The sequence below is a fragment of the Oerskovia sp. Root22 genome, assembly GCF_001429135.1.
Classification (GTDB): Bacteria; Actinomycetota; Actinomycetes; order Actinomycetales; family Cellulomonadaceae; genus Oerskovia; species Oerskovia enterophila.
The window spans coordinates 30501-49869 of the sequence record NZ_LMIL01000007.1; the positions used below are offsets into that span (position 1 = coordinate 30501).

The 19369-nt window shown below is 73.2% G+C and carries 22 protein-coding genes; 8 read left to right on the forward strand and 14 right to left on the reverse strand.

Annotation, left to right across the window (positions count from 1 at the left end):
• Positions 1-2: 2 nt before the first annotated feature.
• A complete protein-coding gene (pheT, locus tag ASE15_RS04975; protein ID WP_056648899.1) occupies positions 3-2588 on the reverse strand; it encodes a phenylalanine--tRNA ligase subunit beta in 2586 nt (861 codons plus the stop codon).
• The gene (gene pheS / locus ASE15_RS04980) at positions 2588-3679 is read right to left on the reverse strand and encodes a phenylalanine--tRNA ligase subunit alpha (protein ID WP_056648897.1); all 1092 of its coding nucleotides are present in this window, start codon (positions 3677-3679) and stop codon (positions 2588-2590) included. The genes pheT and pheS overlap by 1 nt, the downstream gene beginning before the upstream one ends.
• Before the next feature lie 347 nt (positions 3680-4026).
• Between pheS and ASE15_RS04985 the strand changes: the two genes are divergently transcribed.
• On the forward strand, positions 4027-4635 hold the full coding sequence (locus ASE15_RS04985; RefSeq protein ID WP_056648894.1) for a hypothetical protein: 609 nt from the start codon (positions 4027-4029) through the stop codon (positions 4633-4635).
• A gap of 20 nt (positions 4636-4655) precedes the next feature.
• Here the strand turns inward: ASE15_RS04985 and thpR are convergent, their stop codons facing one another.
• The 5 genes from thpR to infC form a co-directional block, all read right to left on the reverse strand.
• Positions 4656-5285, reverse strand: a complete 630-nt coding sequence (thpR, locus tag ASE15_RS04990; protein WP_056648892.1) for an RNA 2',3'-cyclic phosphodiesterase — start codon at positions 5283-5285, stop codon at positions 4656-4658.
• Complete coding sequence (locus tag ASE15_RS04995; protein WP_235534187.1) at positions 5282-6175, reverse strand: RNA methyltransferase; 894 nt, start codon at positions 6173-6175, stop codon at positions 5282-5284. Before ASE15_RS04995 ends, thpR begins: the two co-directional genes overlap by 4 nt.
• Before the next feature lie 38 nt (positions 6176-6213).
• Entirely contained in the window at positions 6214-6600 is a 387-nt protein-coding gene (gene rplT / locus ASE15_RS05000) for a 50S ribosomal protein L20 (protein ID WP_030150471.1), read from the reverse strand.
• Between the two features lie 75 nt (positions 6601-6675).
• Positions 6676-6870, reverse strand: a complete 195-nt coding sequence (rpmI, locus tag ASE15_RS05005; protein ID WP_030150472.1) for a 50S ribosomal protein L35 — start codon at positions 6868-6870, stop codon at positions 6676-6678.
• Between the two features lie 91 nt (positions 6871-6961).
• Entirely contained in the window at positions 6962-7966 is a 1005-nt protein-coding gene (infC, locus tag ASE15_RS05010) for a translation initiation factor IF-3 (RefSeq protein ID WP_082608730.1), read from the reverse strand.
• A 532-nt stretch (positions 7967-8498) separates the two neighbouring features.
• On the opposite strand from infC, the gene ASE15_RS05015 reads away from it, so the two are divergent.
• The 6 genes from ASE15_RS05015 to ASE15_RS05040 all read left to right on the forward strand — a co-directional run bounded on the left by ASE15_RS05015 (position 8499) and on the right by ASE15_RS05040 (position 13196).
• On the forward strand, positions 8499-8933 hold the full coding sequence (locus ASE15_RS05015) for a Fur family transcriptional regulator (RefSeq protein ID WP_056648887.1): 435 nt from the start codon (positions 8499-8501) through the stop codon (positions 8931-8933).
• A gap of 134 nt (positions 8934-9067) precedes the next feature.
• Entirely contained in the window at positions 9068-10570 is a 1503-nt protein-coding gene (locus ASE15_RS05020) for a catalase (protein ID WP_056648885.1), read from the forward strand.
• Positions 10571-10857: 287 nt separating this feature from the next.
• Positions 10858-11211 (forward strand): DUF1844 domain-containing protein, encoded by a 354-nt coding sequence (locus ASE15_RS05025; RefSeq protein WP_056648882.1) that lies wholly within the window; start codon positions 10858-10860, stop codon positions 11209-11211.
• Positions 11212-11396: 185 nt separating this feature from the next.
• Positions 11397-11999 (forward strand): hypothetical protein, encoded by a 603-nt coding sequence (locus tag ASE15_RS05030; protein WP_235534188.1) that lies wholly within the window; start codon positions 11397-11399, stop codon positions 11997-11999.
• Positions 11996-12754, forward strand: a complete 759-nt coding sequence (locus ASE15_RS05035; RefSeq protein ID WP_231907552.1) for a serine protease — start codon at positions 11996-11998, stop codon at positions 12752-12754. Before ASE15_RS05030 ends, ASE15_RS05035 begins: the two co-directional genes overlap by 4 nt.
• 10 nt (positions 12755-12764) lie before the next feature.
• A complete protein-coding gene (locus tag ASE15_RS05040; RefSeq protein ID WP_056648880.1) occupies positions 12765-13196 on the forward strand; it encodes a spore germination protein GerW family protein in 432 nt (143 codons plus the stop codon).
• A 101-nt stretch (positions 13197-13297) separates the two neighbouring features.
• On the opposite strand, the gene ASE15_RS05045 is transcribed toward ASE15_RS05040, so the two are convergent.
• The 7 genes from ASE15_RS05045 to ASE15_RS05075 form a co-directional block, all read right to left on the reverse strand.
• Positions 13298-14104, reverse strand: a complete 807-nt coding sequence (locus tag ASE15_RS05045; protein WP_369800562.1) for an SseB family protein — start codon at positions 14102-14104, stop codon at positions 13298-13300.
• Complete coding sequence (priA, locus tag ASE15_RS05050; protein WP_056648878.1) at positions 14101-14832, reverse strand: bifunctional 1-(5-phosphoribosyl)-5-((5-phosphoribosylamino)methylideneamino)imidazole-4-carboxamide isomerase/phosphoribosylanthranilate isomerase PriA; 732 nt, start codon at positions 14830-14832, stop codon at positions 14101-14103. The genes ASE15_RS05045 and priA overlap by 4 nt, the downstream gene beginning before the upstream one ends.
• Positions 14833-14917: 85 nt before the next feature.
• A complete protein-coding gene (gene hisH, locus ASE15_RS05055; protein WP_056648877.1) occupies positions 14918-15565 on the reverse strand; it encodes an imidazole glycerol phosphate synthase subunit HisH in 648 nt (215 codons plus the stop codon).
• Positions 15562-16200 carry a hypothetical protein gene (locus tag ASE15_RS05060; RefSeq protein WP_235534189.1) on the reverse strand — a complete coding sequence of 213 codons (639 nt, stop codon included), beginning with the start codon at positions 16198-16200 and terminating at the stop codon, positions 15562-15564. The genes hisH and ASE15_RS05060 overlap by 4 nt, the downstream gene beginning before the upstream one ends.
• Positions 16197-16796, reverse strand: coding sequence for an imidazoleglycerol-phosphate dehydratase HisB (gene hisB / locus ASE15_RS05065; RefSeq protein ID WP_056648875.1), 600 nt, complete (start codon positions 16794-16796; stop codon positions 16197-16199). The genes ASE15_RS05060 and hisB overlap by 4 nt, the downstream gene beginning before the upstream one ends.
• Complete coding sequence (locus tag ASE15_RS05070) at positions 16793-17932, reverse strand: histidinol-phosphate transaminase (protein WP_056649074.1); 1140 nt, start codon at positions 17930-17932, stop codon at positions 16793-16795. The genes hisB and ASE15_RS05070 overlap by 4 nt, the downstream gene beginning before the upstream one ends.
• Before the next feature lie 196 nt (positions 17933-18128).
• Complete coding sequence (locus ASE15_RS05075; protein ID WP_082608729.1) at positions 18129-18695, reverse strand: Rieske (2Fe-2S) protein; 567 nt, start codon at positions 18693-18695, stop codon at positions 18129-18131.
• A gap of 203 nt (positions 18696-18898) precedes the next feature.
• Between ASE15_RS05075 and ASE15_RS05080 the strand changes: the two genes are divergently transcribed.
• Complete coding sequence (locus ASE15_RS05080) at positions 18899-19306, forward strand: hypothetical protein (RefSeq protein WP_157257480.1); 408 nt, start codon at positions 18899-18901, stop codon at positions 19304-19306.
• Positions 19307-19369: the final 63 nt, after the last annotated feature.

The following is a 19369-nucleotide window of genomic DNA, read 5'->3' on the forward strand; positions in this document are numbered from 1 at the left end:
CGTCAGCCACGCAGCTCGGCCCCGACCTTCTCGTGCGCCGCGGCGACGGCCGCGGCGCGCACCGCCGCGGAGTCCTCCGCGGTCAGGGTGCGGTCGGTGCCGCGCAGGCGCAGCGAGAACGCGAGGGACTTCTTGCCCTCGCCGACCTGGGGGCCGGTGTAGACGTCGAAGAGCGCGAGCTCCTCGAGCAGGTCGCCCGCCCCCTCCTCGATCGCGGCGCGCACGGCCGAGGCCGGCACGGAGGCGTCGACGACGAGCGCCAGGTCCTCCTTCGCGAGCGGGAACGACGAGACGGGAGCCGCCTGCACGGGCTGCTCCGGGGCGGCGGCGATCAGGGCGTCCAGGTCGACCTCGAACGCGACGGTCCGCGCGGGCAGGCCGAGCGTCTCGAGCACCTTGGGGTGCAGCTCGCCCGCGTGCCCGACGACGGTCCCGTCCGACAGCTCGAGCCTCGCCGTCCGGCCGGGGTGCCACGGCGCGTGGTCGTGGTCGGCGACGACCACCACGTCCACGCCCACACGGTCGGCCACGAGCTCGGCGGCCGCGAGCGCGTCGGTCCAGTCGGCGGCGCGACCTGCGCCCCACCAGCCCGAGGCGTCGCGCTGCCCCGTGAGGACTCCCGCGACGCGGCGCGGCTGCGGCGGGACCGCGGCCTGCAACGTGGTCAGGTCCTGCTCGCTCGGGCGGACGCCGCCCGGCAGCTGCGGCGCCGCGGGCGCACCGGCGACCGGGCGCGTCACGAGGCCGATCTCGAAGATCGCGAGGTCTGCGTTACCGCGTCCCACGTTGCGCTTGAGCGTGCCGAGCAGCGTCGTGAGCAGGTTCGTCCGCATCTCGGGGTGGTCGTCCGCGAGCGGGTTGACCAGCCGCAGCGCGCGACGACGCTCGTCGTCCACGGGAAGGCGCAGGTCGTCGTGCGCCTGCGGGTTCACGAACGGGTAGCTGAGCGTCTCGACGAACCCGGCCTCCGCGAGGGCGCGCGCGACCGAGCGGCGGAGCTGCTGCGCGGTCGTGAGCCCACGGCCAGCCGGGGCCGGCGGGAGGATCGACGGGATCTTGTCGTAGCCGACGAGGCGGGCGATCTCCTCGACCAGCTCGGCCGCACCGGTCAGGTCCGGGCGCCACGTGGGCGGGGTGACCTCGAGGGTCGTGCCGCCGTCGAGGTCGCGGACCGTGCAGCCGATCTCGACGAGGACGCCGCGGACCTGTTCCGAGGTGTACTCCACACCCACGAGCCGCTCGGCCTCGCCGATCGGGAAGACGACGGGCGTGACGGGGGCGACCGTGTTGAGGTCGCTCACGGCGGAGTCCGCGGTGCCTCCACCGAGCTCGACGAGGAGGTCGACGACGCGCTGGGCCGCGACGGGCGGCAGCGCCGGGTCGGCGCCGCGCTCGAAGCGCTTGGCCGCCTCGGAGGGCAGCTTGTGGCGACGGGCCGAGCGCGCGACGGTGATCGGGTCGAAGTGCGCGGCCTCGACCAGGACGTCGGTCGTGGTCTCGCCGACCTCGCTCGAGGCCCCACCCATGACGCCCGCGATCCCGAGCACCCGCGACGCACGAGCGCCCTCGGGCGAGTCGGTGATGAGCAGGTCCTCGACGTCGAGCCGACGGTCGACGCCGTCGAGCGTCGTGAGCCGCTCCCCCGCGTGCGCCCGGCGCACGACGATCGGGCCTGCGACCTTCGAGAGGTCGTAGGCGTGCAGCGGCTGGCCGAGGTCGAGCATGACGTAGTTCGTGATGTCGACCGCGAGCGAGATGGGACGCATGCCGGCCTGCGTCAGGCGGCGCTGCATCCAGGCCGGGGTCGGCGCCTGCGGGTCGATGCCCCGCACGATGCGCGTGACGAACCGGTCGCAGCCGGTCACGCCGTGGATCGGGGCGTCGTCCTCGACCTCGACAGGGAAGCCGTCGGGCGTCACGCCCGGCAGGTCGCCCGACGGGAGGCCGCGGTCCGTGAAGGCCGCGCCCGTGGAGTGCGAGAACTCACGTGCCACGCCGCGGTAGGAGAAGCAGTAACCGCGGTCCGGCGTCACGTTGATCTCGAGGACCTCGTCGCCGAGGCCCAGGAGCTCGAGCGCGTCCGTGCCGGGCGTCGTGTCGTAGCCCGTCTCCGGGGAGTACCCGTAGCGGTCGAGCACGATGATGCCGTCGTGGTCCTGCCCCAGCCCCAGCTCCTTGGCCGAGCAGATCATGCCGTCCGAGACGTGGCCGTAGGTCTTGCGGCTCGCGATGGGGAACGGTCCGGGCAGCACGGCACCGGGCAGCGCGACGACGACCCGGTCACCCGGGCCGAAGTTGTGCGCGCCGCAGATGATGCCGCGCGGCGTCCCGCCCTCGGCGACCGGGACGCCGTCGACGTTGTGCGCCCCGACGTCGACCTGGCACCAGTTGATGACCTTGCCGTTCTTCTGCTCCTCGGGCTGGACCGAGACGACCTGGCCCACGACGAGCGGACCCGTGACGGACGACCCGTGGATCGCCTCCTCCTCCAGGCCCACCTTCACGAGCGCGGCGGCCAGCGTCTCGGCCGTCAGGTCGGCCGGCAGCTCGACGTGCTCGCCGAGCCAGTCGATGACGATGTTCGGCATCAGATCCCCATTCCGAACTGGGTCGAGAAGCGGACGTCGCCCTCCACCATGTCGTGCATGTCAGCAATTCCGTGGCGCAGCATGAGCGTGCGCTCGATGCCCATGCCGAACGCGAAGCCCGAGTAGACCTCGGGGTCGATCCCTGCGGAGCGCAGGACGTTCGGGTTGACCATGCCGCAGCCGCCCCACTCGATCCAGCCGGCCCCGCCCTTCTTCTGGGGGAACCACAGGTCCATCTCGGCGCTGGGCTCGGTGAAGGGGAAGAACGAGGGGCGCAGGCGCGTGCGGGCCTCGGGACCGAACATCGCCTTCGCGAAGTGGTCCAGGGTGCCGAGCAGGTGCGCCATGGTCAGGCCCTTGTCGACCGCGAGGCCCTCGACCTGGTGGAACACGGGCGTGTGCGTCGCGTCGAGCTCGTCGGTGCGGAACACCTTGCCGGGGCACGCGATGTACACGGGCAGCTCGCGCTCGAGGAGCGTGCGGGCCTGGACCGGCGACGTGTGCGTGCGCAGCACCAGGTTCGACGGCTCGCCCGGCTCGCCGTCGGGTCCCGCCGGGGTCTGGAGGAAGAACGTGTCCTGCATCTGGCGGGCCGGGTGGTCCGGACCGAAGTTCAGGGCGTCGAAGTTGAACCACTCGGCCTCGATCTCCGGCCCTTCCGCGATCTCCCAGCCCATGGCCGTGAAGAAGTCGGCCGCGCGCTCCTGGAGCGTCTCGAGCGGGTGCCGTGCCCCCGCGGGAGAGCGGTCGACGGGGAGCGTCACGTCGACCGACTCCTCGACGAGGACCCGCTCGTCGCGCTCGGCCTCGAGGACCAGCGTGCGCGCGGCGAGCGCCTGGTTGAGGCGCCCACGGATCGGTCCGAGGAGCTTGCCCGCGGCCGCCTTGTCAGCGGGGGCGAGCTGGCCGATCTGGCGGTTGGCGAGGGCGAGGGCGCTGCGGTCGCCGGTGTGCTGCAGGCGCACCGACTTCAGCTCGTCGAGGTCGCGGGCGGCCTCGACGGCCGCGAGGGCCTCGGAGAGGACGACCTCGAGCGCGGGGCCGTCGAGGGGCGACGGCGCAGCGGGCTGTACCGGATCAGGGGTGGACATGCGTGCCTTCCTGGCGGGATCGGGACCGGACGCGCAGAGGTCACCTCGCGCGTCCAACTGAAGATTCTAGAGCGCCCGCCGGGGCACGACCGGTCGATCCGCGGCCGCCGTGCGGCGGCCGGTGGTCGACGTGCGCAGCGTCAGCCGCGCGGCCCTCGAGCGGGCCACGTAAATCGGCGATCATCGCGCTGCATGCCCCCATCGTCCCACACGCGGTCCGGGGGGCGAGGGTGGGCAGGGCAGAGCAGAGCAGAGCAGAGCAGAGCAGAGCAGAGCAGAGCAGAGCAGAGCAGAGCAGAGCACAGCACGCGCCGAGGGCACGGCAGGCGCGGTGAGAGACTGGCGACGTGAGAGGGCGTCGCGACGAGGACCACGACCGGTACGGCCCGGGCGCCGACGGTCCGGACGACCCCTGGCCCGCCTACCCCGCCGGGACGCCCGGCCCGTCCGACCCGCTCTCGGCGACCCGGGACGCGGACCTCACGGGACCCGCGGCTCCCCCGCCCGGGACGCGCCCCGCGGACGCCGCACCCCACCGCCCGCCGGACGCTCCGCCGTCGGGCGTCGCGGCGCTCGTGCGCGACCCCGACCCGGCCGCGCGGACGGCCTTTCGCCCGACGACGGACGGCGACGAGCCGCCCGCCGGGTTCTGGCGGACGGCCCGGTGGATGCTAGTGCTGGGCGGCGTAGTAGGCGCGGCCTACCTCGGGACGTGCTCGGCGCGCGGGCTGACGCTCGACGACGCGGCGGTGTTCCTGCCCGTGGGGATCGGGGGCATGGCCCTGGGGGTCTCGACGGTCGCGACGGTCGTCGCCTGGGTCGTCCGGTACGCCACGACCCGCCGACGCACGGACGCCGTCCCCGTGCCCGGCGCCCTGCGGGGCTGGACACGCGCGTACGGCCTGCTGCTCGGCTTCATGGTCGCGGCGTTCGTCTGGGGCGGCGCCCAGGGCTGACCGAGCTCGTCAGCGACCCGTCAACGACGCACGCCGAGCGGCGAGGTCCGCACGACCTCGTACGACGGGCCTCCGCTGCGCCCTGCCCCGGGGATCGACTCGACCAGGCACAGCGCGTCGGCCGTGAACCGTGGCCCCTCGTAGACCGCCAGGGCATGCGCGAGCTCCGCGAGCCCGGGGCCTGTGGGGCGCGGGTCGGTCTTGCGCCGCCCGCTCGTGCGCGGCCCGGAGGCGCGCGCCACGGTCAGGTGGGCGCGCTGGCGCGGCCGTCGGTCGAGCCGCAGCCCGACGTCGGAGGCCGCCTCCGCGGTCGCGGCGCTCAGGCGGCGCAGCGCCTCCGCGTCGCCACCTACCCCGGCGAACAGGATGCGGTCCTCGAAGGTGCCGGCCCCGCGCAGGTGCAGCGTGAGGGGCTCGGTCGTGTCCGCAACCTCGTCGAGGGCGCGCCCCAGGTCCTCGGCCGCCCCGTCGGCGACCTCGCCGAAGAATGCGACCGTCAGGTGCATGAGGTCGCGCGGCGTCCAGCGCAGCGACGGCCGACCGTCGTCGAGGGCCACCGCGCCGAGAGCCGACAGTGCCAGGCCCAGGTGGTCGAGCGCCTCGTCCGAGGGGTAGAGGGCGGCGAAGAGCCTCGCCGACCGTCCCCTCACGGGGCCTCGTCCGTGACGCGCGGACGGTGCGCCCGGCTCGAGGCGTAGAGGCACACCGTGGCCGCCGTCGCCAGGTTGAGCGACTCGGCCAGACCACGGAGGGGGACGCTCACGACCGCGTCGGACAGCTCACGGTCCTGAGGGCGCAGCCCCCAGGCCTCGTTGCCGAAGACCCACGCCGTGGGTCGGGCCAGGTCCGGGGTGCCGCTGGGCGCGCTGCCCGCCACGTCGAGGAGGTCGTCGAGATCATGGTCGCCCGCGCCGTCCGCCGCGAGGACCGAGAGCCCGGCGGCGCGCAGCGCGTCGACGGTCTCCTCGAGACCCGCACCGGTCACGACCGGGAGGTGGAAGAGGGATCCCGCTGTCGAGCGCACGACCTTGGGGTTGTGCACGTCGACGCTCTCGCCCGCGAGCACCACCAGGTCCGCCCCGGCCGCGTCGGCTGCGCGGATGACCGTGCCGGCGTTGCCCGGGTCACGGACGGTCGCGAGGACCGCGACGAGCCGGGGGCCGCGCGCGAGCACCTCGTCGAGCATGAGCTCCTCGACCCGGACGACGGCCAGGATGCCCTGAGCGTCCTGGCTCATGGCCTCGAACGCCTCAGGTGTCGTGAGGTGCACGTACAGGCGCTGGTCCAGGGCGTCGTCGACGATCTCCGCGTAGCGCTCGGCGGCGGAGGAGGTCACGTACACGTCGCGCACCAGGTGGGCACCGTGCCGGACGGCCTCGCGCACTCCCTGCGGCCCCTCGACGAGGAACTGCTGGTGGCGCGAACGCGCCGAACGCCCGGACAGTGCCCGCACCGCCTTGACCCGGTCGCTCCGAGGGTTCGAGACCTCGGGAACACGATGGGAGAACGGTACGGGGCGACCTGAGGACAGATCGTTCACTGTGCGGGCGTCCGGTGAGAAGAGTCGCTGCTCGATGATCAGGCAGCAGCCTTCGGAGCGTTCACGTCAGCAGGCAGCGCGTCCTTGGCGGCCTGGACGAGCGCGTTGAAGACGGTCACGTCGTTGACCGCGAGGTCCGCGAGCACGCGACGGTCGACCTCGATGCCAGCGGCCTTGAGGCCCTGGATGAGGCGGTTGTACGTCAGGCCCTGGGCGCGGGACGCAGCGTTGATGCGCTGGATCCACAGACGACGGAAGTCGCCCTTGCGCGCCTTGCGGTCACGGTAGGAGTAGACGAGGGAGTGGGTGACCTGCTCCTTCGCCTTCCGGTAGAGACGCGAACGCTGGCCGCGGTAACCCGCAGCGCGCTCGAGAGTTGTACGGCGCTTCTTCTGGGCGTTGACCGCCCGCTTCACGCGTGCCACGTGATGCTCCTTGCAGTTCGGGGCTCAGGTAGGGATTCAGCGATGATCAGCGCCGGGGCGCGACCACCAGGCAGATCACTTACCGAGCAGCTTCTTGATCTTCTTGACGTCTGCGGGGGCGACGACCTGGTCAGCAGACAGGCGACGCGTGCGCGTGCTCGACTTGTGCTCGAGCAGGTGGCGCTTGTTGGCCTGCTCGCGCATGACCTTGCCGCTGCCGGTGATGCGGAACCGCTTCTTGGCGCCGGAGTGCGTCTTGTTCTTCGGCATGGCTGCCGTTTCTCCTTTGTCTGGTCGAGATCCCGGGAGGGACCCGACGTGTTCGGGCCGGGGCCGGTGGGCCTGGCTCGGTGTCAGTTGGTCAGCTGGGCTTGCCACCCGGCTTGGGCTTCGCAGCCGTACCGGGCTTGGGCGCTGCCGGCCGGGGAGCCGGAGGCTTGGGCATCGCGGCCGGCTTGGGCACCGCGACGGGCTTGGGGGCCACCGCAGGCTTGGGCGCAGCGGCCGGCGCGGCCGGAGCAGCAGCCTTGGGGGCTGCGGGAGCCTTGGGGGCCGAGGTGCGAGGCGCAGCCTTGGGGGCAGACGTGCGGGGCGCTGCCGCCTTGGGGGCTGCTGCGGGAGCGGCCTCGGCGACGGGCGCCGGTGCCGGCTCGGGAGCTGCGGCGGCCTTGACCGCGGCAGCTGCCTCGGCCGACGCGACCATCTCTGCGGCCTCGGCGACCTGCACCTCGAAAGGCACGTCGTTGCCGTCCGCGGGCTCCTCGGAGACCTCGACGGGAGCGGCCTTGGCGGCCGACTTCGTCTGGCGGGGCTCGGCCTCCTGGGCGCGGCGACGCTGCTCGTTCTTGGCTTCGGCCTTCTTCTTGACCGGGCCGAGCACCATGATCATGTTGCGCCCGTCCTGCTTGGGCGAGCTCTCGACGAAGCCGAGCTCCGCGACGTCCTCCGCGAGGCGCTGCAGGAGACGGATGCCCATCTCCGGGCGCGACTGCTCACGGCCGCGGAACATGATCATGACCTTGACCTTGTCGCCCGCTGCGAGGAAGCGCTCGACGTGGCCCTTCTTGGTGCCGTAGTCGTGCGGGTCGATCTTCAGACGGAAACGGATCTCCTTGAGGACCGTGTTCGCCTGGTTGCGGCGAGCCTCACGGGCCTTCATGTCCGACTCGTACTTGAACTTGCCGAAGTCCATGAGCTTGCACACCGGCGGGCGTGCGTCGGGGGCGACCTCCACCAGGTCGAGGTCAGCGTCCTGGGCAAGGCTCAGGGCGACCTCAATGCGGACGACGCCGACCTGCTCCCCACCTGGGCCGACAAGTCGGACCTCGGGGACACGGATCCGATCGTTGATGCGAGGCTCGCTGATGTGATGCTCCTAGGAAGTCGTCGGTAGACCACCAGGAACGGGAAAGGCCCCCGTCCCAGAGCGCAGGGAGGAGGCCATCGATCGGGTCGTCGCGGGTGCGACGAACACACCGTCGCGTCACCGTGAAGAACGGCGACGCTCCGGACCGAGACCCGGCCTCTGTCGTGACGATCGTCAGCAGTTGAAGCTCAGGTGGGATGGAATCCACTTTGCGCACCCGTAGTCCACCTCTCGAAGCACCTGCTGGAGCCTCGACAAGAACCTACGGGTCGGTCAGCGACCAACAATAGCACGCACGGGCGGGGGTCCAGTGACGACCAGGAGCGACCAGCCCGCACGGGCCGTCCCGCCTCCCGCGTCCGGACGCCGCCTCCCCACGCACGCGCAAAGGCGCGGCGCGAAGGAGCCGCCCGAGCACCGCCCAGGATCCCACGCCGGACCTCGCGACCACCACGAGCGTTCATCGGCTCGACACGCGCTGGACACCCTCCATTGTTGGAACTCTTCCAGAAAGTGTGGTTAGAGTAGGACCGTGCCGACCGACAAGACGCTCCGCCCCGCGGACCACGAGACCGAGCTCCGCGACAGCGGGCTCCGTGTCACGGCTGCGCGCCTGGCGGTCCTCGACGTCGTGACCCGGCAGCAGCACGCCGACGCGGACGACGTCCTGCGGGCCACCCGCGAGGCCCTCGGGTCGGTGTCCGTCCAGGCGGTCTACGACGTGCTGAACGCGCTCACCGAGCACGGCCTGCTCCGCCGGATCGAGCCCGCCGGCCACCCCGCACGCTACGAGCGTCGGCTGGGCGACAACCACCACCACGTCGTGTGCCGCTCGTGCGGTGCGGTCGCCGACATCGACTGCGCCGTGGGTCACGCCCCGTGCCTGATCCCGAGCGGGAACAACGGCTTCACGATCGACACGGCCGAGGTCACGTACTGGGGCCTGTGCCCCGACTGCGCGGACTGACGCCCGGCACCGCACCACGGCCGCCCGCCGAGCCATCCCCAGCCCCTGACCGCTCCCCGGAGCACCTGTCCCTACCGCCCCCTACCCACGAGCAGGCACCGGGCCCACAGAGCCCTCACCTGAAGGAGAAGACGATGACGAACAACCCCTTCACCACCACGCAGACGGGCACGCCCGTCCCGAGCGATGCCCACTCCCTGACCTCCGGGGCGGACGGCGCGACCGCGCTGCACGACCGCTACCTGGTCGAGAAGCTCGCGCAGTTCAACCGCGAGCGCATCCCGGAGCGCATCGTCCACGCCAAGGGTGGCGGCGCGTTCGGCGAGTTCGTCGTGACGGAGGACGTCTCGGCCTACACGCGGGCGGCCGTGTTCCAGCCGGGCGCGCGCACCGAGACCCTCCAGCGGTTCTCGAGCGTCGCGGGCGAGCAGGGCTCCCCCGACACCTGGCGCGACGTGCGCGGGTTCTCGGTGAAGTTCTACACGACCGAGGGCAACTACGACATCGTCGGCAACAACACCCCCGTCTTCTTCATCCGCGACGGCATCAAGTTCCCCGACTTCATCCACTCGCAGAAGCGCCTGCCGGGCTCGGGCCTGCGTGACGCCGACATGCAGTGGGACTTCTGGACCCTGTCCCCCGAGTCGGCCCACCAGGTCACCTACCTCATGGGCGACCGCGGCCTGCCGCGCTCGTGGCGCGAGATGCCGGGCTTCGGCTCGCACACCTACCAGTGGATCAACGCCGCGGGCGAGCGCTTCTGGGTCAAGTACCACTTCACGTCGAACCAGGGCAACGTCGAGATGGAGGGCTCGGAGGCCGAGCTCATCGCAGGCGCCGACGCGGACTACTACCGCCGCGACCTGTACGAGGCGATCGAGGCCGGCAGCTTCCCCTCCTGGGACGTGCACGTCCAGGTCATGCCGTACGAGGACGCCAAGACCTACCGCTTCAACCCGTTCGACCTGACGAAGGTCTGGCCGCACGCCGACTACCCGCTCATCAAGGTCGGCACGCACACGCTCAACCGCAACCCGCAGAACTTCTTCGCGGAGATCGAGCAGGCGGCGTTCTCGCCGGCGAACACGGTCCCGGGCATCGACATCAGCCCCGACAAGATGCTGATGGCCCGCGTCTTCTCCTACCCGGACGCGCAGCGCTACCGCGTGGGCACCAACTACAACCAGATCCCGGTCAACGCGCCGCACGCCGCACCGGTCCACAACTACTCGCAGGACGGGGCCCAGCGTCACGGGTTCAACGCGCCCTCGACGCCGGTCTACGCCCCCAACAGCCTGGGCGGCCCCGTGGCCGACGAGGCTCGCGCCGGTGTCGGGTCGTGGGAGTCGGACGGCGAGCTGACGCGGGCCGCGGCGACGCTGCACGCCGAGGACGACGACTTCGGTCAGGCCGGCACGCTCTACCGCGAGGTGTTCGACGACGCGGCCAAGGCCCGCTTCCTCGAGACCATCACGGGGGCCGTCGGCGGCGTCCAGAGCCTGGCGATCCGTGAGCGTGCGATCCAGTACTGGACCAACGTCGACGCGAACCTCGGTGCTGCCCTGCGCAGCGCGCTCGAGGCCGCCCCGCTCGCGGCCGACGAGCCGGGCGTCACGTCGGAGCCCGCGCACTCCTGACCCTGCGCTCCCGACCGGCGCGACGCCGTCGGGCAGGACGCCTGTGCACCACCCCGGAGGCCGGGTCCGCTCAGCGGGCCCGGCCTCCGGGCGTTCGGCCCGCCGCCCGTCCGGGACGGCGCGCACTCCGGTCATCTCGCGCTTGGCACACTATTTGCCTCGATGAGACCGCACCAGGCCCGACGGCGCCGCTCGCCCCGACCGTCCGCCTCCCCCTGGGCCGGGCCCCAGCCGATGACGAGCCGCCCGGGGTCCCCGCACGGGCCGCGCTCTGGAAGGATGGAGCCATGACAACCGAGAACGACCCCACCACCCAGGACGCCACCCGGGACATCGCGGACGTCGCGGCCGTCGAGGTCATCACCTCGGCCGCGGTCCACCTCATGAGCGCCGCCGCCGTCAAGTGCGGCCTGGCCGAGGACGCCGCCGAGAAGGGCCACCTGGACCTCGACGAGGCGCGCAAGCTCATCAACGCGCTCGCCGCCCTCGTGACCGCGTCCGCCCCGGACATCGGCAACCAGCACGCGCGCTCGCTGCGCGACGGGCTCCGCACGCTCCAGCTCGCGTTCCGCGAGGCCTCGGTCTACCCCGACGCCCTGGGCGAGGGCCCGGGCGAGAAGTACACGGGCGCGGTCAGTTGAGCACCCCGTCGGGCGGGCAGCCGACGCCTCCCCCGCCGTCCAGCGCGCACGGGGGCTACGGCGTCGTGCCCCCGCCCGGCGGCCCGGCGGGTCCTCCCCCGCCCGCTCCTCCCGGCGTCCCGCCGGCGCCGGCGCACACCCCGACGTCAGCACGGCCCCTGGCCGCCGACGACGCATCTCCGCAGATGTCCGCCTACCAGGCCGCGGCGACGCTGCCCGGGGCGAGCCCCGCGGGTCCTCCCGGCAGCGGCTCGGCGGGCAGCGCCCGGCGCACCCGCCCGGGACGCGGCAAGACCGTCGCGATCGTCATCCTGAGCGTCGCGCTGCTCGCCTCCCTCGGGCTCGGCGCGTACCTCCTGGTCACGACCCTGAGCTGGCAGGACCGCAGCGCGCAGTGGGAGTCCGAGGCGCGCGGCCTGGGCGAGGACGTCGCCCAGCTCACGGCCGACCTCGACGGCGCCAACACCGAGCTCGAGTCGGCGCGCACCCAGCTCGCGACCACGCAGGAGCGCATCACCGAGCTCGCGAACGAGAAGGCGCAGCTCGGCGACGAGAACGTGGCCTCGCAGCAGTACCTCGACTACCAGGCCCGCATCTCCGAGGCCGCGGGCACGGTCGCCGCGGCCCTCGGGCAGTGCACCACGGCCCAGGACGAGCTCATCGGCTACCTCAACAACCGCGACGCCTACAACCCCGACGACCTCGCGCGCTTCGCGACCCAGGTCGACGGGCTGTGCAAGGCAGCGACCGACGCCAACACCGAGCTCCAGAAGGAGCTCAACAAGTGAGGCGGAGCGCCGACGGGCAGCACCGTCGACCGCGACCGGCCGCGCTGCTCGCTGCCGTCCCGCTGCTCGCGGCGCTGGTCGGGGGCTGCGGCGTCCTGCCCGAGCTCCCCGAGCCCATGCCCAGCTCGGTCGTGCCCAGCTTCGCCCAGCAGGCGGAGCCCGTGGGCTCGGAGAACCTCTCCCCGGACGGGTTCGACGCGGTCAAGCGCATGGCCGTGCGCATCCGCAACGTCGGGTGCTCGTCGCTCTCGACGGGCTCGGGCTTCGCGCTCGACGACCGCACTCTCATCACGAACAAGCACGTCGTGGAGGGCTCCAAGTCGCTCCAGGTGCTGACGTACGACGGTCGTGACATCAAGGTCGAGACGGCCAGCGCGGCCGGCCTCGCGGACCTCGCGATCGTGCGCACGAGCGACGACCTGCCCTCGGCCCCGACGCTCGCGGCGGCGGACCCGGTCCAGGGCGAGGCCGTGACCGTCGTGGGCTACCCCGAGGGCGGGCAGCTCACGGTCACGCAGGGCACCGTCGTGGGGACCACCACGGACCCGCTGCACTCGAACCTCGGCGAGGTCCTCGTGACCGACGCGCAGGTCGAGCCCGGCAGCTCGGGCTCCGCGGCGCTCAACGCGGACGGCGAGGTGATCGGCGTCGTGTACGCGAAGTCGAGCAACGCCTCGTTGCTCGTCCCGGTCTCGACGCTGCGGTCGATGCTCGACGACACCTCGGCCTTCGCGCCCCTGCCCGCCTGCTCGTAGGCTGCGAAGCATGAGCAACGACGCCAGCACGGCAGGACGGCCCGACCCCACGTTCGTCACGCGCGCAGCGAACGACGCCTTCTCGGTGCGCAAGGTCTTCGGCGAGGCCTACGAGCGCGACGGGACGCTCGTGGTGCCGGTGGCCAAGGTGTGGGGCGGTACCGGCACGGGCTACGGCTACGGAGTGGGTTCGCCGGGAGACGGCGCGCAGGCACCGGGCGACGGGAGCCCGGCCGCCACCCCCGACGCAGGCGGCGAGGGAGCCGGCGGCGGCGGGGGCTACGGCATGAGCGTGCGCCCGCTGGGCGTGTACGTCGTGGGCCCGGAGGGTGCGCGATGGCATCCCGCGCTCGACCTCAACAGGGTCATCCTGGGTGGGCAGGCCGTGGCCGTGGTGCTCGCCCTCGTGGGCGGCTGGGTCCTGGGACGTCGCCACCGCTGAGGCGGTCCCGCCGGGCGAGCCGGCGGACGCACCGGACCGCGCGGGCTCGTCCGCGCCGTCGGGCGTCCTCGCAGGATGCCCGACGGCGCAGCGCAGGTGGGTCAGTCGGCGCGGCCGATGCGCAGCTCGAGCGAGTCGACGCGCTCGGAGACCACGTCGCTGCCCGCGAGGGCCGCGTTGACCTGGGCGAGGACAGCATCGAGGCCCCGCCGGTCCAGGCCCGAGTCGATCGCGAGGACGACCGCGACCTCGGCGCTGCGTCCGGTCTCGGCACGGACGGCCGCGACGTGCTCGACTCCCGAGACCGCACCCGCGATCGCGTCGGCGACGTCCGCCACGACCTGACCGTCGGCCACGGCAGGGGCCCACTCCTTGCCCTGCGCGAGCGCCCACACCGCGGGACGAGGGATCAGGACCGTGACCGGGCCCGAGGGGTCGAGGACCAGCAGCGACCAGTCCTCGCTCACGGCCGACAGCGCGGCCCGCGGCGCGTCCACGGGGACAGGGCGGGCGTCCGGCCGCCAGGCGGCCATGCTCGCGACGCTCGAGAACACCGGGAGGGCACGCCGTCCGTCGGGGGCCTCGAGCGCGACGACCCCGGCCGCGGCCTCCTTGTCGACCTTCTGCCCGTGCTCGCCCTCGCCCGCCGTGACGAGCTCGGCGAGGATCGGGATCAGCAGGCGCGAGCGGCCGAGCTGCGCGACGACCTGGGTCAGGCCGGCCCCGCCCTCGACGAACGCCGCGAGGACAGCGGTCAGCGCCGGGTCGGCCGAGCCGTCGTCCCCGGAGAACCCGGAGGACGGCGGCAGCGCCTTGCCCTTCGACAGCGGTGCCGCGCCGTGGTCGGACGCTTGGTCGAACGCTTGGCCGGACGCGTGGGCGTGACCGGCGTGCGGGTCCGAGGTCACGGACGGCCTGCCACGTCGAGGGCCTGCGGCAGCGTGAAGGCGCCTGCGTAGAGCGCCTTGCCGACGATCGCGCCCTCGATGCCCTCGCCGACCAGCGCACGCAGCGCCTCGAGGTCGGCCAGGCTCGAGATGCCGCCCGAGGCGATCACGGGCGCGTCGGTGCGCGAGGCGACCTCGCGCAGCAGGTCGACGTTGGGGCCGCGCAGCGTGCCGTCCTTGGTCACGTCGGTCACGACGTAGCGCGAGCAGCCGGCCGCGTCGAGACGCTCGAGGACCTCCCAGAGGTCGCCGCCCTCCTGGGTCCAGCCGCGCGCCGCGAGGGTCGTGCCGCGCACGTCGAGCCCGACGGCGATCGCGTCGCCGTGCTCGGCGATGACCTTGGCCGTCCACTCGGGGTTCTCGAGAGCGGCGGTGCCCAGGTTGACGCGCGAGCAGCCCGTCGCCAGGGCGCGAGCGAGCGACTCGTCGTCGCGGATGCCCCCCGAGAGCTCGACCTTGACGTCGAGGCGCGCGACGACGTCGGCCAGCAGCTCGGCGTTCGAGCCACGGCCGAAGGCCGCGTCGAGGTCGACGAGGTGCACCCACTCGGCGCCCCCGGCCTGCCAGTCGAGAGCGGCCGACAGCGGGTCACCGTACGAGGTCTCCGAGCCGGCCTCCCCCTGGACGAGGCGCACCGCCTGCCCGGCGGCGACGTCGACGGCGGGCAGCAGGACGAGACGATCGGTCATGAGGGGGTCCTTCCGAGGGAATGCACGAGAACGATGGACGGGATGAATGGAGCGGGCAGGGTCGCAGGACACCGCCCGGGACGGGTCAGAGCGAGCGGACCCAGTTCTCCAGGAGCGCCGCACCGGCGTCCCCTGACTTCTCCGGGTGGAACTGGGTCGCGCTCAGCGGGCCGTTCTCGACGGCCGCGACGAACGGGCCGCCGTGCTCGGACCAGGTGACGAGCGGGGCGCGGAACGCGGGCCCCACGGGCTCGTCGACGCCGAGCGGGAAGCGACGGGCCGCGTACGAGTGCACGAAGTAGAAGCGCTCGTCCGCGATGCCGTCGAAGAGCACCGAGCCCTCGGGCACCTGGACCGTGTCCCAGCCCATGTGCGGGACGACGGGCGCGTCGAGGCGGTCGACGATGCCGGGCCACTCGCCGAGCCCCTCGGTGAGGGTCCCGTGCTCGTCACCCTCGTCGAACATGACCTGCATGCCGACGCAGATCCCGAGCACGGCGCGGCCACCGGCCAGGCGACGCTCGACGATCTGGTCGCCGCGCACAGCCTTGAGCCCGGCCATGACGGCGGCGAACGCGCCCACGCCCGGGACGACGAGCCCCTCGGCCTCCGAGGCGCGCGCACGGTCGGCCGTGAGCTCGACCTGTGCCCCGACCCGCTCGAGCGCGCGCACGGCCGAGCGGACGTTGCCGAAGCCGTAGTCGAGGACGACGACCGCGGGTCCGGCGCTCACTTCTTGCGCGCCTTGCGGGCGGTCGACGTGAGCAGGCGCATGGCCTTCCAGCGCGAGATCCCCGCGCTCGGGACGACGCCCGAGAGCTCCGCGACGGTCGTCTGGCCCGTGACGAGGTCCTCGAGCTCCTCGGGCGCACCGCCGAGGACGAGCCCCGGGGCGAGCACGTCGCCCTCGACGCCGTCCTGCCAGCGCGTCGCGCTGAGCTGCTCGCCGCGGCGCGTGAGCAGGATGAGCGGGACGCCCTTGACGAGGGTCGAGACCGCGGCCGCGGCCTGCTGCGGGGCGTCGCCCGTCAGGTCGTGCAGGACGGCCAGGGCACCGATCTCGGTGGGCACGGCGTCGATCTCGAGCTGCGCGAGCGAGCAGGCGGCGGCCAGCGGCTCAGCGCCCGCGATCTGGGTCACGAGGACCGCGAGCTCGGGGTCGGAGGTCGGGGAGAGCAGGCTCGAGATGTCGTCCGGGATCACCAGGTCCAGCTCGGGCTCTTCGGGGTTCTGCGGGGTGCTCATGTCGTCCGTCTCGGTCGTCCGCGGCGCGTGGTCGCCGTGGGGCTGGTCGACGGGTCCGTGGCTGAGCTCGTGGCCGCGCTCGGACCCGTCGGGCTGTGCAGGGGTCGTGGGCTCGGGGCTCACAACGCGCCCTTGGTCGACGGGATGCCGTCGACCCGGGCGTCGGGCGCCACGGCGAACCGCAGCGCTCGGGCGAGGGCCTTGAACTGCGCCTCCACGATGTGGTGGGGGTCGCGGCCCGAGAGCACGCGCACGTGGATGCAGATCGCGGCGTGGTGCGCGATCGACTCGAGCACGTGGCGCGTGAGCGACCCCGTGAAGTGCCCGCCGATCAGGTGGTACTCCTGGCCTGCGGGCTCGCCCTCGTGCACGAGGTACGGACGGCCCGAGACGTCGACGACCGCGAGCGCGAGCGCCTCGTCGAGCGGCACCATGGCGTCGCCGAAGCGGGAGATGCCCGCCTTGTCGCCGAGCGCGATCTTGAGCGCCTCGCCGATCGTGATCGCGACGTCCTCGACCGTGTGGTGCGCGTCGATGTGCGTGTCGCCCGTGGCCCGGACCGTGAGGTCGATGAGCGAGTGCTTGCCGAGGGCCGTCAGCATGTGGTCGTAGAACGGGACGGTCGTCGAGATGTCCGTCTTGCCGGTCCCGTCGAGGTCCAGCTCGACGAGGACGCTCGACTCCGACGTCGCGCGCTCGATGCGCGCGGTGCGCTTCACAGTCCTGCCACCTCCACCAGGGCGTCCTTGAACGCCGTCATCTCCTGCGGTGTGCCGATCGACACCCGCAGCCAACCTTCGGGACCAGTCTCCCGGATGAGGACGCCTCGATCCAACAGGCCCTGCCAGACCGCGTGGCGGTCCGGGAAGGTGCCGAACAGGACGAAGTTCGCGTCCGAGTCGGCGACCTGCAGCACGGCGCCGCCCAGGGCCGCGGGACGCTGGGCCCGCAGCCAGTTCACCGTCGCGTCCCGCTCGGCGCGCAGGGCGTCGACCTGGGCCAGCAGCGAGGACGAGTGCTTGAGGGCCGCGCGCGCGACCGCCTGGGTCGCGGCCGACAGGTGGTACGGCAGGCGCACGACGCGCAGCGCGTCGACCAGCGTGGTCGACGCGGCGAGGTAGCCCACGCGGGCGCCTGCCAGCGCGAACGCCTTGGACATGGTGCGCGAGACCGCGAGGTTCGGGTAGCGCTCGAGCAGCTCGAGCGCGGAGGGCACCCCGGCCCGGCGGAACTCTCCGTACGCCTCGTCGACCACGACGACGGCCGACGTGCCGGGCTCGGCGCCGTGCGGGGTGACCGCGAGCGCCGCCTCGCACACGGCCTCGACGACCTCGCGCGTCAGGGCCGTGCCCGTCGGGTTGTTGGGGCTGGCCAGGAGGATCACCGAGGGGGCGTGCGCGACGATCGCGGCGCGTGCGGCCTCGGGGTCGAGCGTGAAGTCCTCCGCGCGCCGCCCGGTGACCCAGGCGGTCGAGGTGTCGCGGGCGTACTCGGGGTACATCGAGTACGTCGGCGCGAACGAGAGCGCGGTGCGCCCGGGGCCGCCGAAGGCCTGGAGCAGGTGCAGCATGACCTCGTTGGAGCCGTTCGCGGCCCAGACCTGCTCGGGGGCCACGCGCACGCCCGACTCCCCCGCGAGGTAGTCGGCGAGGTCCTGGCGCAGCCCCAGGAAGTCGCGGTCGGGGTAGCGGTTGAGCGTCGCGGCGGCTGTCGCGACGTCGGCCGCGATGGTCGCCACGACCTCGGCCGAGGGCGCGTAGGGGTTCTCGTTGACGTTGAGCAGGACGGGCACGTCGAGCTGCGGGGCACCGTACGGCTCGATCCCCGCGTGCTCGGACCGGACCGGGAGGTGCACCTGCGCCGCGGCGTGCGTGCGGGGCTGCGAGGTGGAGGCACCTGCCTGGGGTGCGTCGTCCGGGGACTCGAGAAGAGGAGTGGTCACCAGGACAGTCTACGAAGCCGTCCGTGAGGGACGGGTGGACGTCCGGCAGGCGGTCGGTGCGCCCGCCTCTCGCAGAGGTCCGGTCCCCGCCGGACGAGCCCGCGACCCGTCAGGCGGTGACGACGTCGGTGCCGCTCACCGTGACGGCGAGACGCGGCAGGGGCGTGGGCGCCGGACCGGCGATCACGTCGCCCGTGCTCAGGTCGAAGCGGGAGCCGTGGCACGGGCAGTCGAGCTCGCCGTCGCCCGGCGCGACCGTGCAGCCCTGGTGCGTGCAGATCGCGCTGAAGGCCTCGAACGTCCCCTCCTCGGGCTGCGTCACGAGGTAGGGGGCACCGTCGACCTGGACCGACACCGCGCCACCCACCGGCACGTCGCCCGTGGCGGTGACCGCGGTGCCCGACGGCGGCGCACCGGCCGAGCTGCCGCCTCCCGTCCCGGTACCCGCGCCGCCCGTCCCGGCGGTGCTCGCTCCTCCCCCGCCGCCCGAGCACGCAGCGAGGACGAGGGCCCCCGCCCCGGCGCCCGCCGAGACGAGCACCGCGCGTCGGGTGAACCGGTCGCGGGGAGCGGGGCCCGGGTCGGTCGGCGCGCACGCTCCGTCCGTCGCGGCCTGCGCGGCGACCGCTCGCGAGGCGCCGCGCCGGTCCGGGGTCTGCTGCGAGGTCGAGGTCATGGTCACCCTCCGCCGTGCGTCCGGGGTCGAGAAGTCTTTCAATTGAAGCATCGGGCCCGGCGCCGCGCGCGAGCGCGCGACGTCCCGCCCGGGCTTCCCGCCCACCCGCACCCGAGCACTCGGAGCACCCCATGGCCGCGTCCGATCCCCCACCCCCCGCAGCGTCCACGCCGGGGGGAGCTCCGTCGTCGGGCACACCACCCGTGCCACCGCCGCTGCCGCGCGGCGCCTGGCTGCTGCGCGGCGTGACGGCCGCGGGGCTGCTGCTCTCGGCCGACGTGCACCTCTTCCTCTACGTCCAGGGGTACCAGGACATCGAGGTCGTCGGCCCGCTGTTCCTGCTCAACGCGGTCGCGGGGTTCGTGCTCGGTCTGCTCGTGCTGGTCTGGCGCCACTGGCTGCCGCTGCTCGGGGCGATCGGCTTCTCGGTCGCGACGCTCGGCGCGTTCTACCTCTCGACGACGGTCGGGTTCTTCACCGTGGAAGAGACGGTCGGCGGGGTCCAGCAGGTCACGGCTGCGGTGAGCGAGTGGGTCGCGCTGGTCGGCGCGCTGCTGGCTCTCGTCGTCGAGCGACGACGGGCCTCGGGCAGGTCCAGAAAGGCCGCCTGAACTGCACCGATATTGCTTGTGATGATCTTCACAAGGGAGCTTCGTCCGGTGTGCCGGACCTTG

What these genes read in the sequence shown, in the direction of transcription:
- pheS (WP_056648897.1), bottom strand. Translation starts at nt 3,679, where the DNA reads ATGTCCACCCCTGATCCGGTACAGCCCGCTGCGCCGTCGCCCCTCGAC.
- ASE15_RS05025 (WP_056648882.1), top strand. Translation starts at nt 10,858, where the DNA reads ATGACAACCGAGAACGACCCCACCACCCAGGACGCCACCCGGGACATC.
- priA (WP_056648878.1), bottom strand. Translation starts at nt 14,832, where the DNA reads ATGACCGATCGTCTCGTCCTGCTGCCCGCCGTCGACGTCGCCGCCGGG.
- ASE15_RS05020 (WP_056648885.1), top strand. Translation starts at nt 9,068, where the DNA reads ATGACGAACAACCCCTTCACCACCACGCAGACGGGCACGCCCGTCCCG.
- ASE15_RS05030 (WP_235534188.1), top strand. Translation starts at nt 11,397, where the DNA reads ATGTCCGCCTACCAGGCCGCGGCGACGCTGCCCGGGGCGAGCCCCGCG.
- ASE15_RS05075 (WP_082608729.1), bottom strand. Translation starts at nt 18,695, where the DNA reads ATGACCTCGACCTCGCAGCAGACCCCGGACCGGCGCGGCGCCTCGCGA.
- rpmI (WP_030150472.1), bottom strand. Translation starts at nt 6,870, where the DNA reads ATGCCGAAGAACAAGACGCACTCCGGCGCCAAGAAGCGGTTCCGCATC.
- ASE15_RS05040 (WP_056648880.1), top strand. Translation starts at nt 12,765, where the DNA reads ATGAGCAACGACGCCAGCACGGCAGGACGGCCCGACCCCACGTTCGTC.
- pheT (WP_056648899.1), bottom strand. Translation starts at nt 2,588, where the DNA reads ATGCCGAACATCGTCATCGACTGGCTCGGCGAGCACGTCGAGCTGCCG.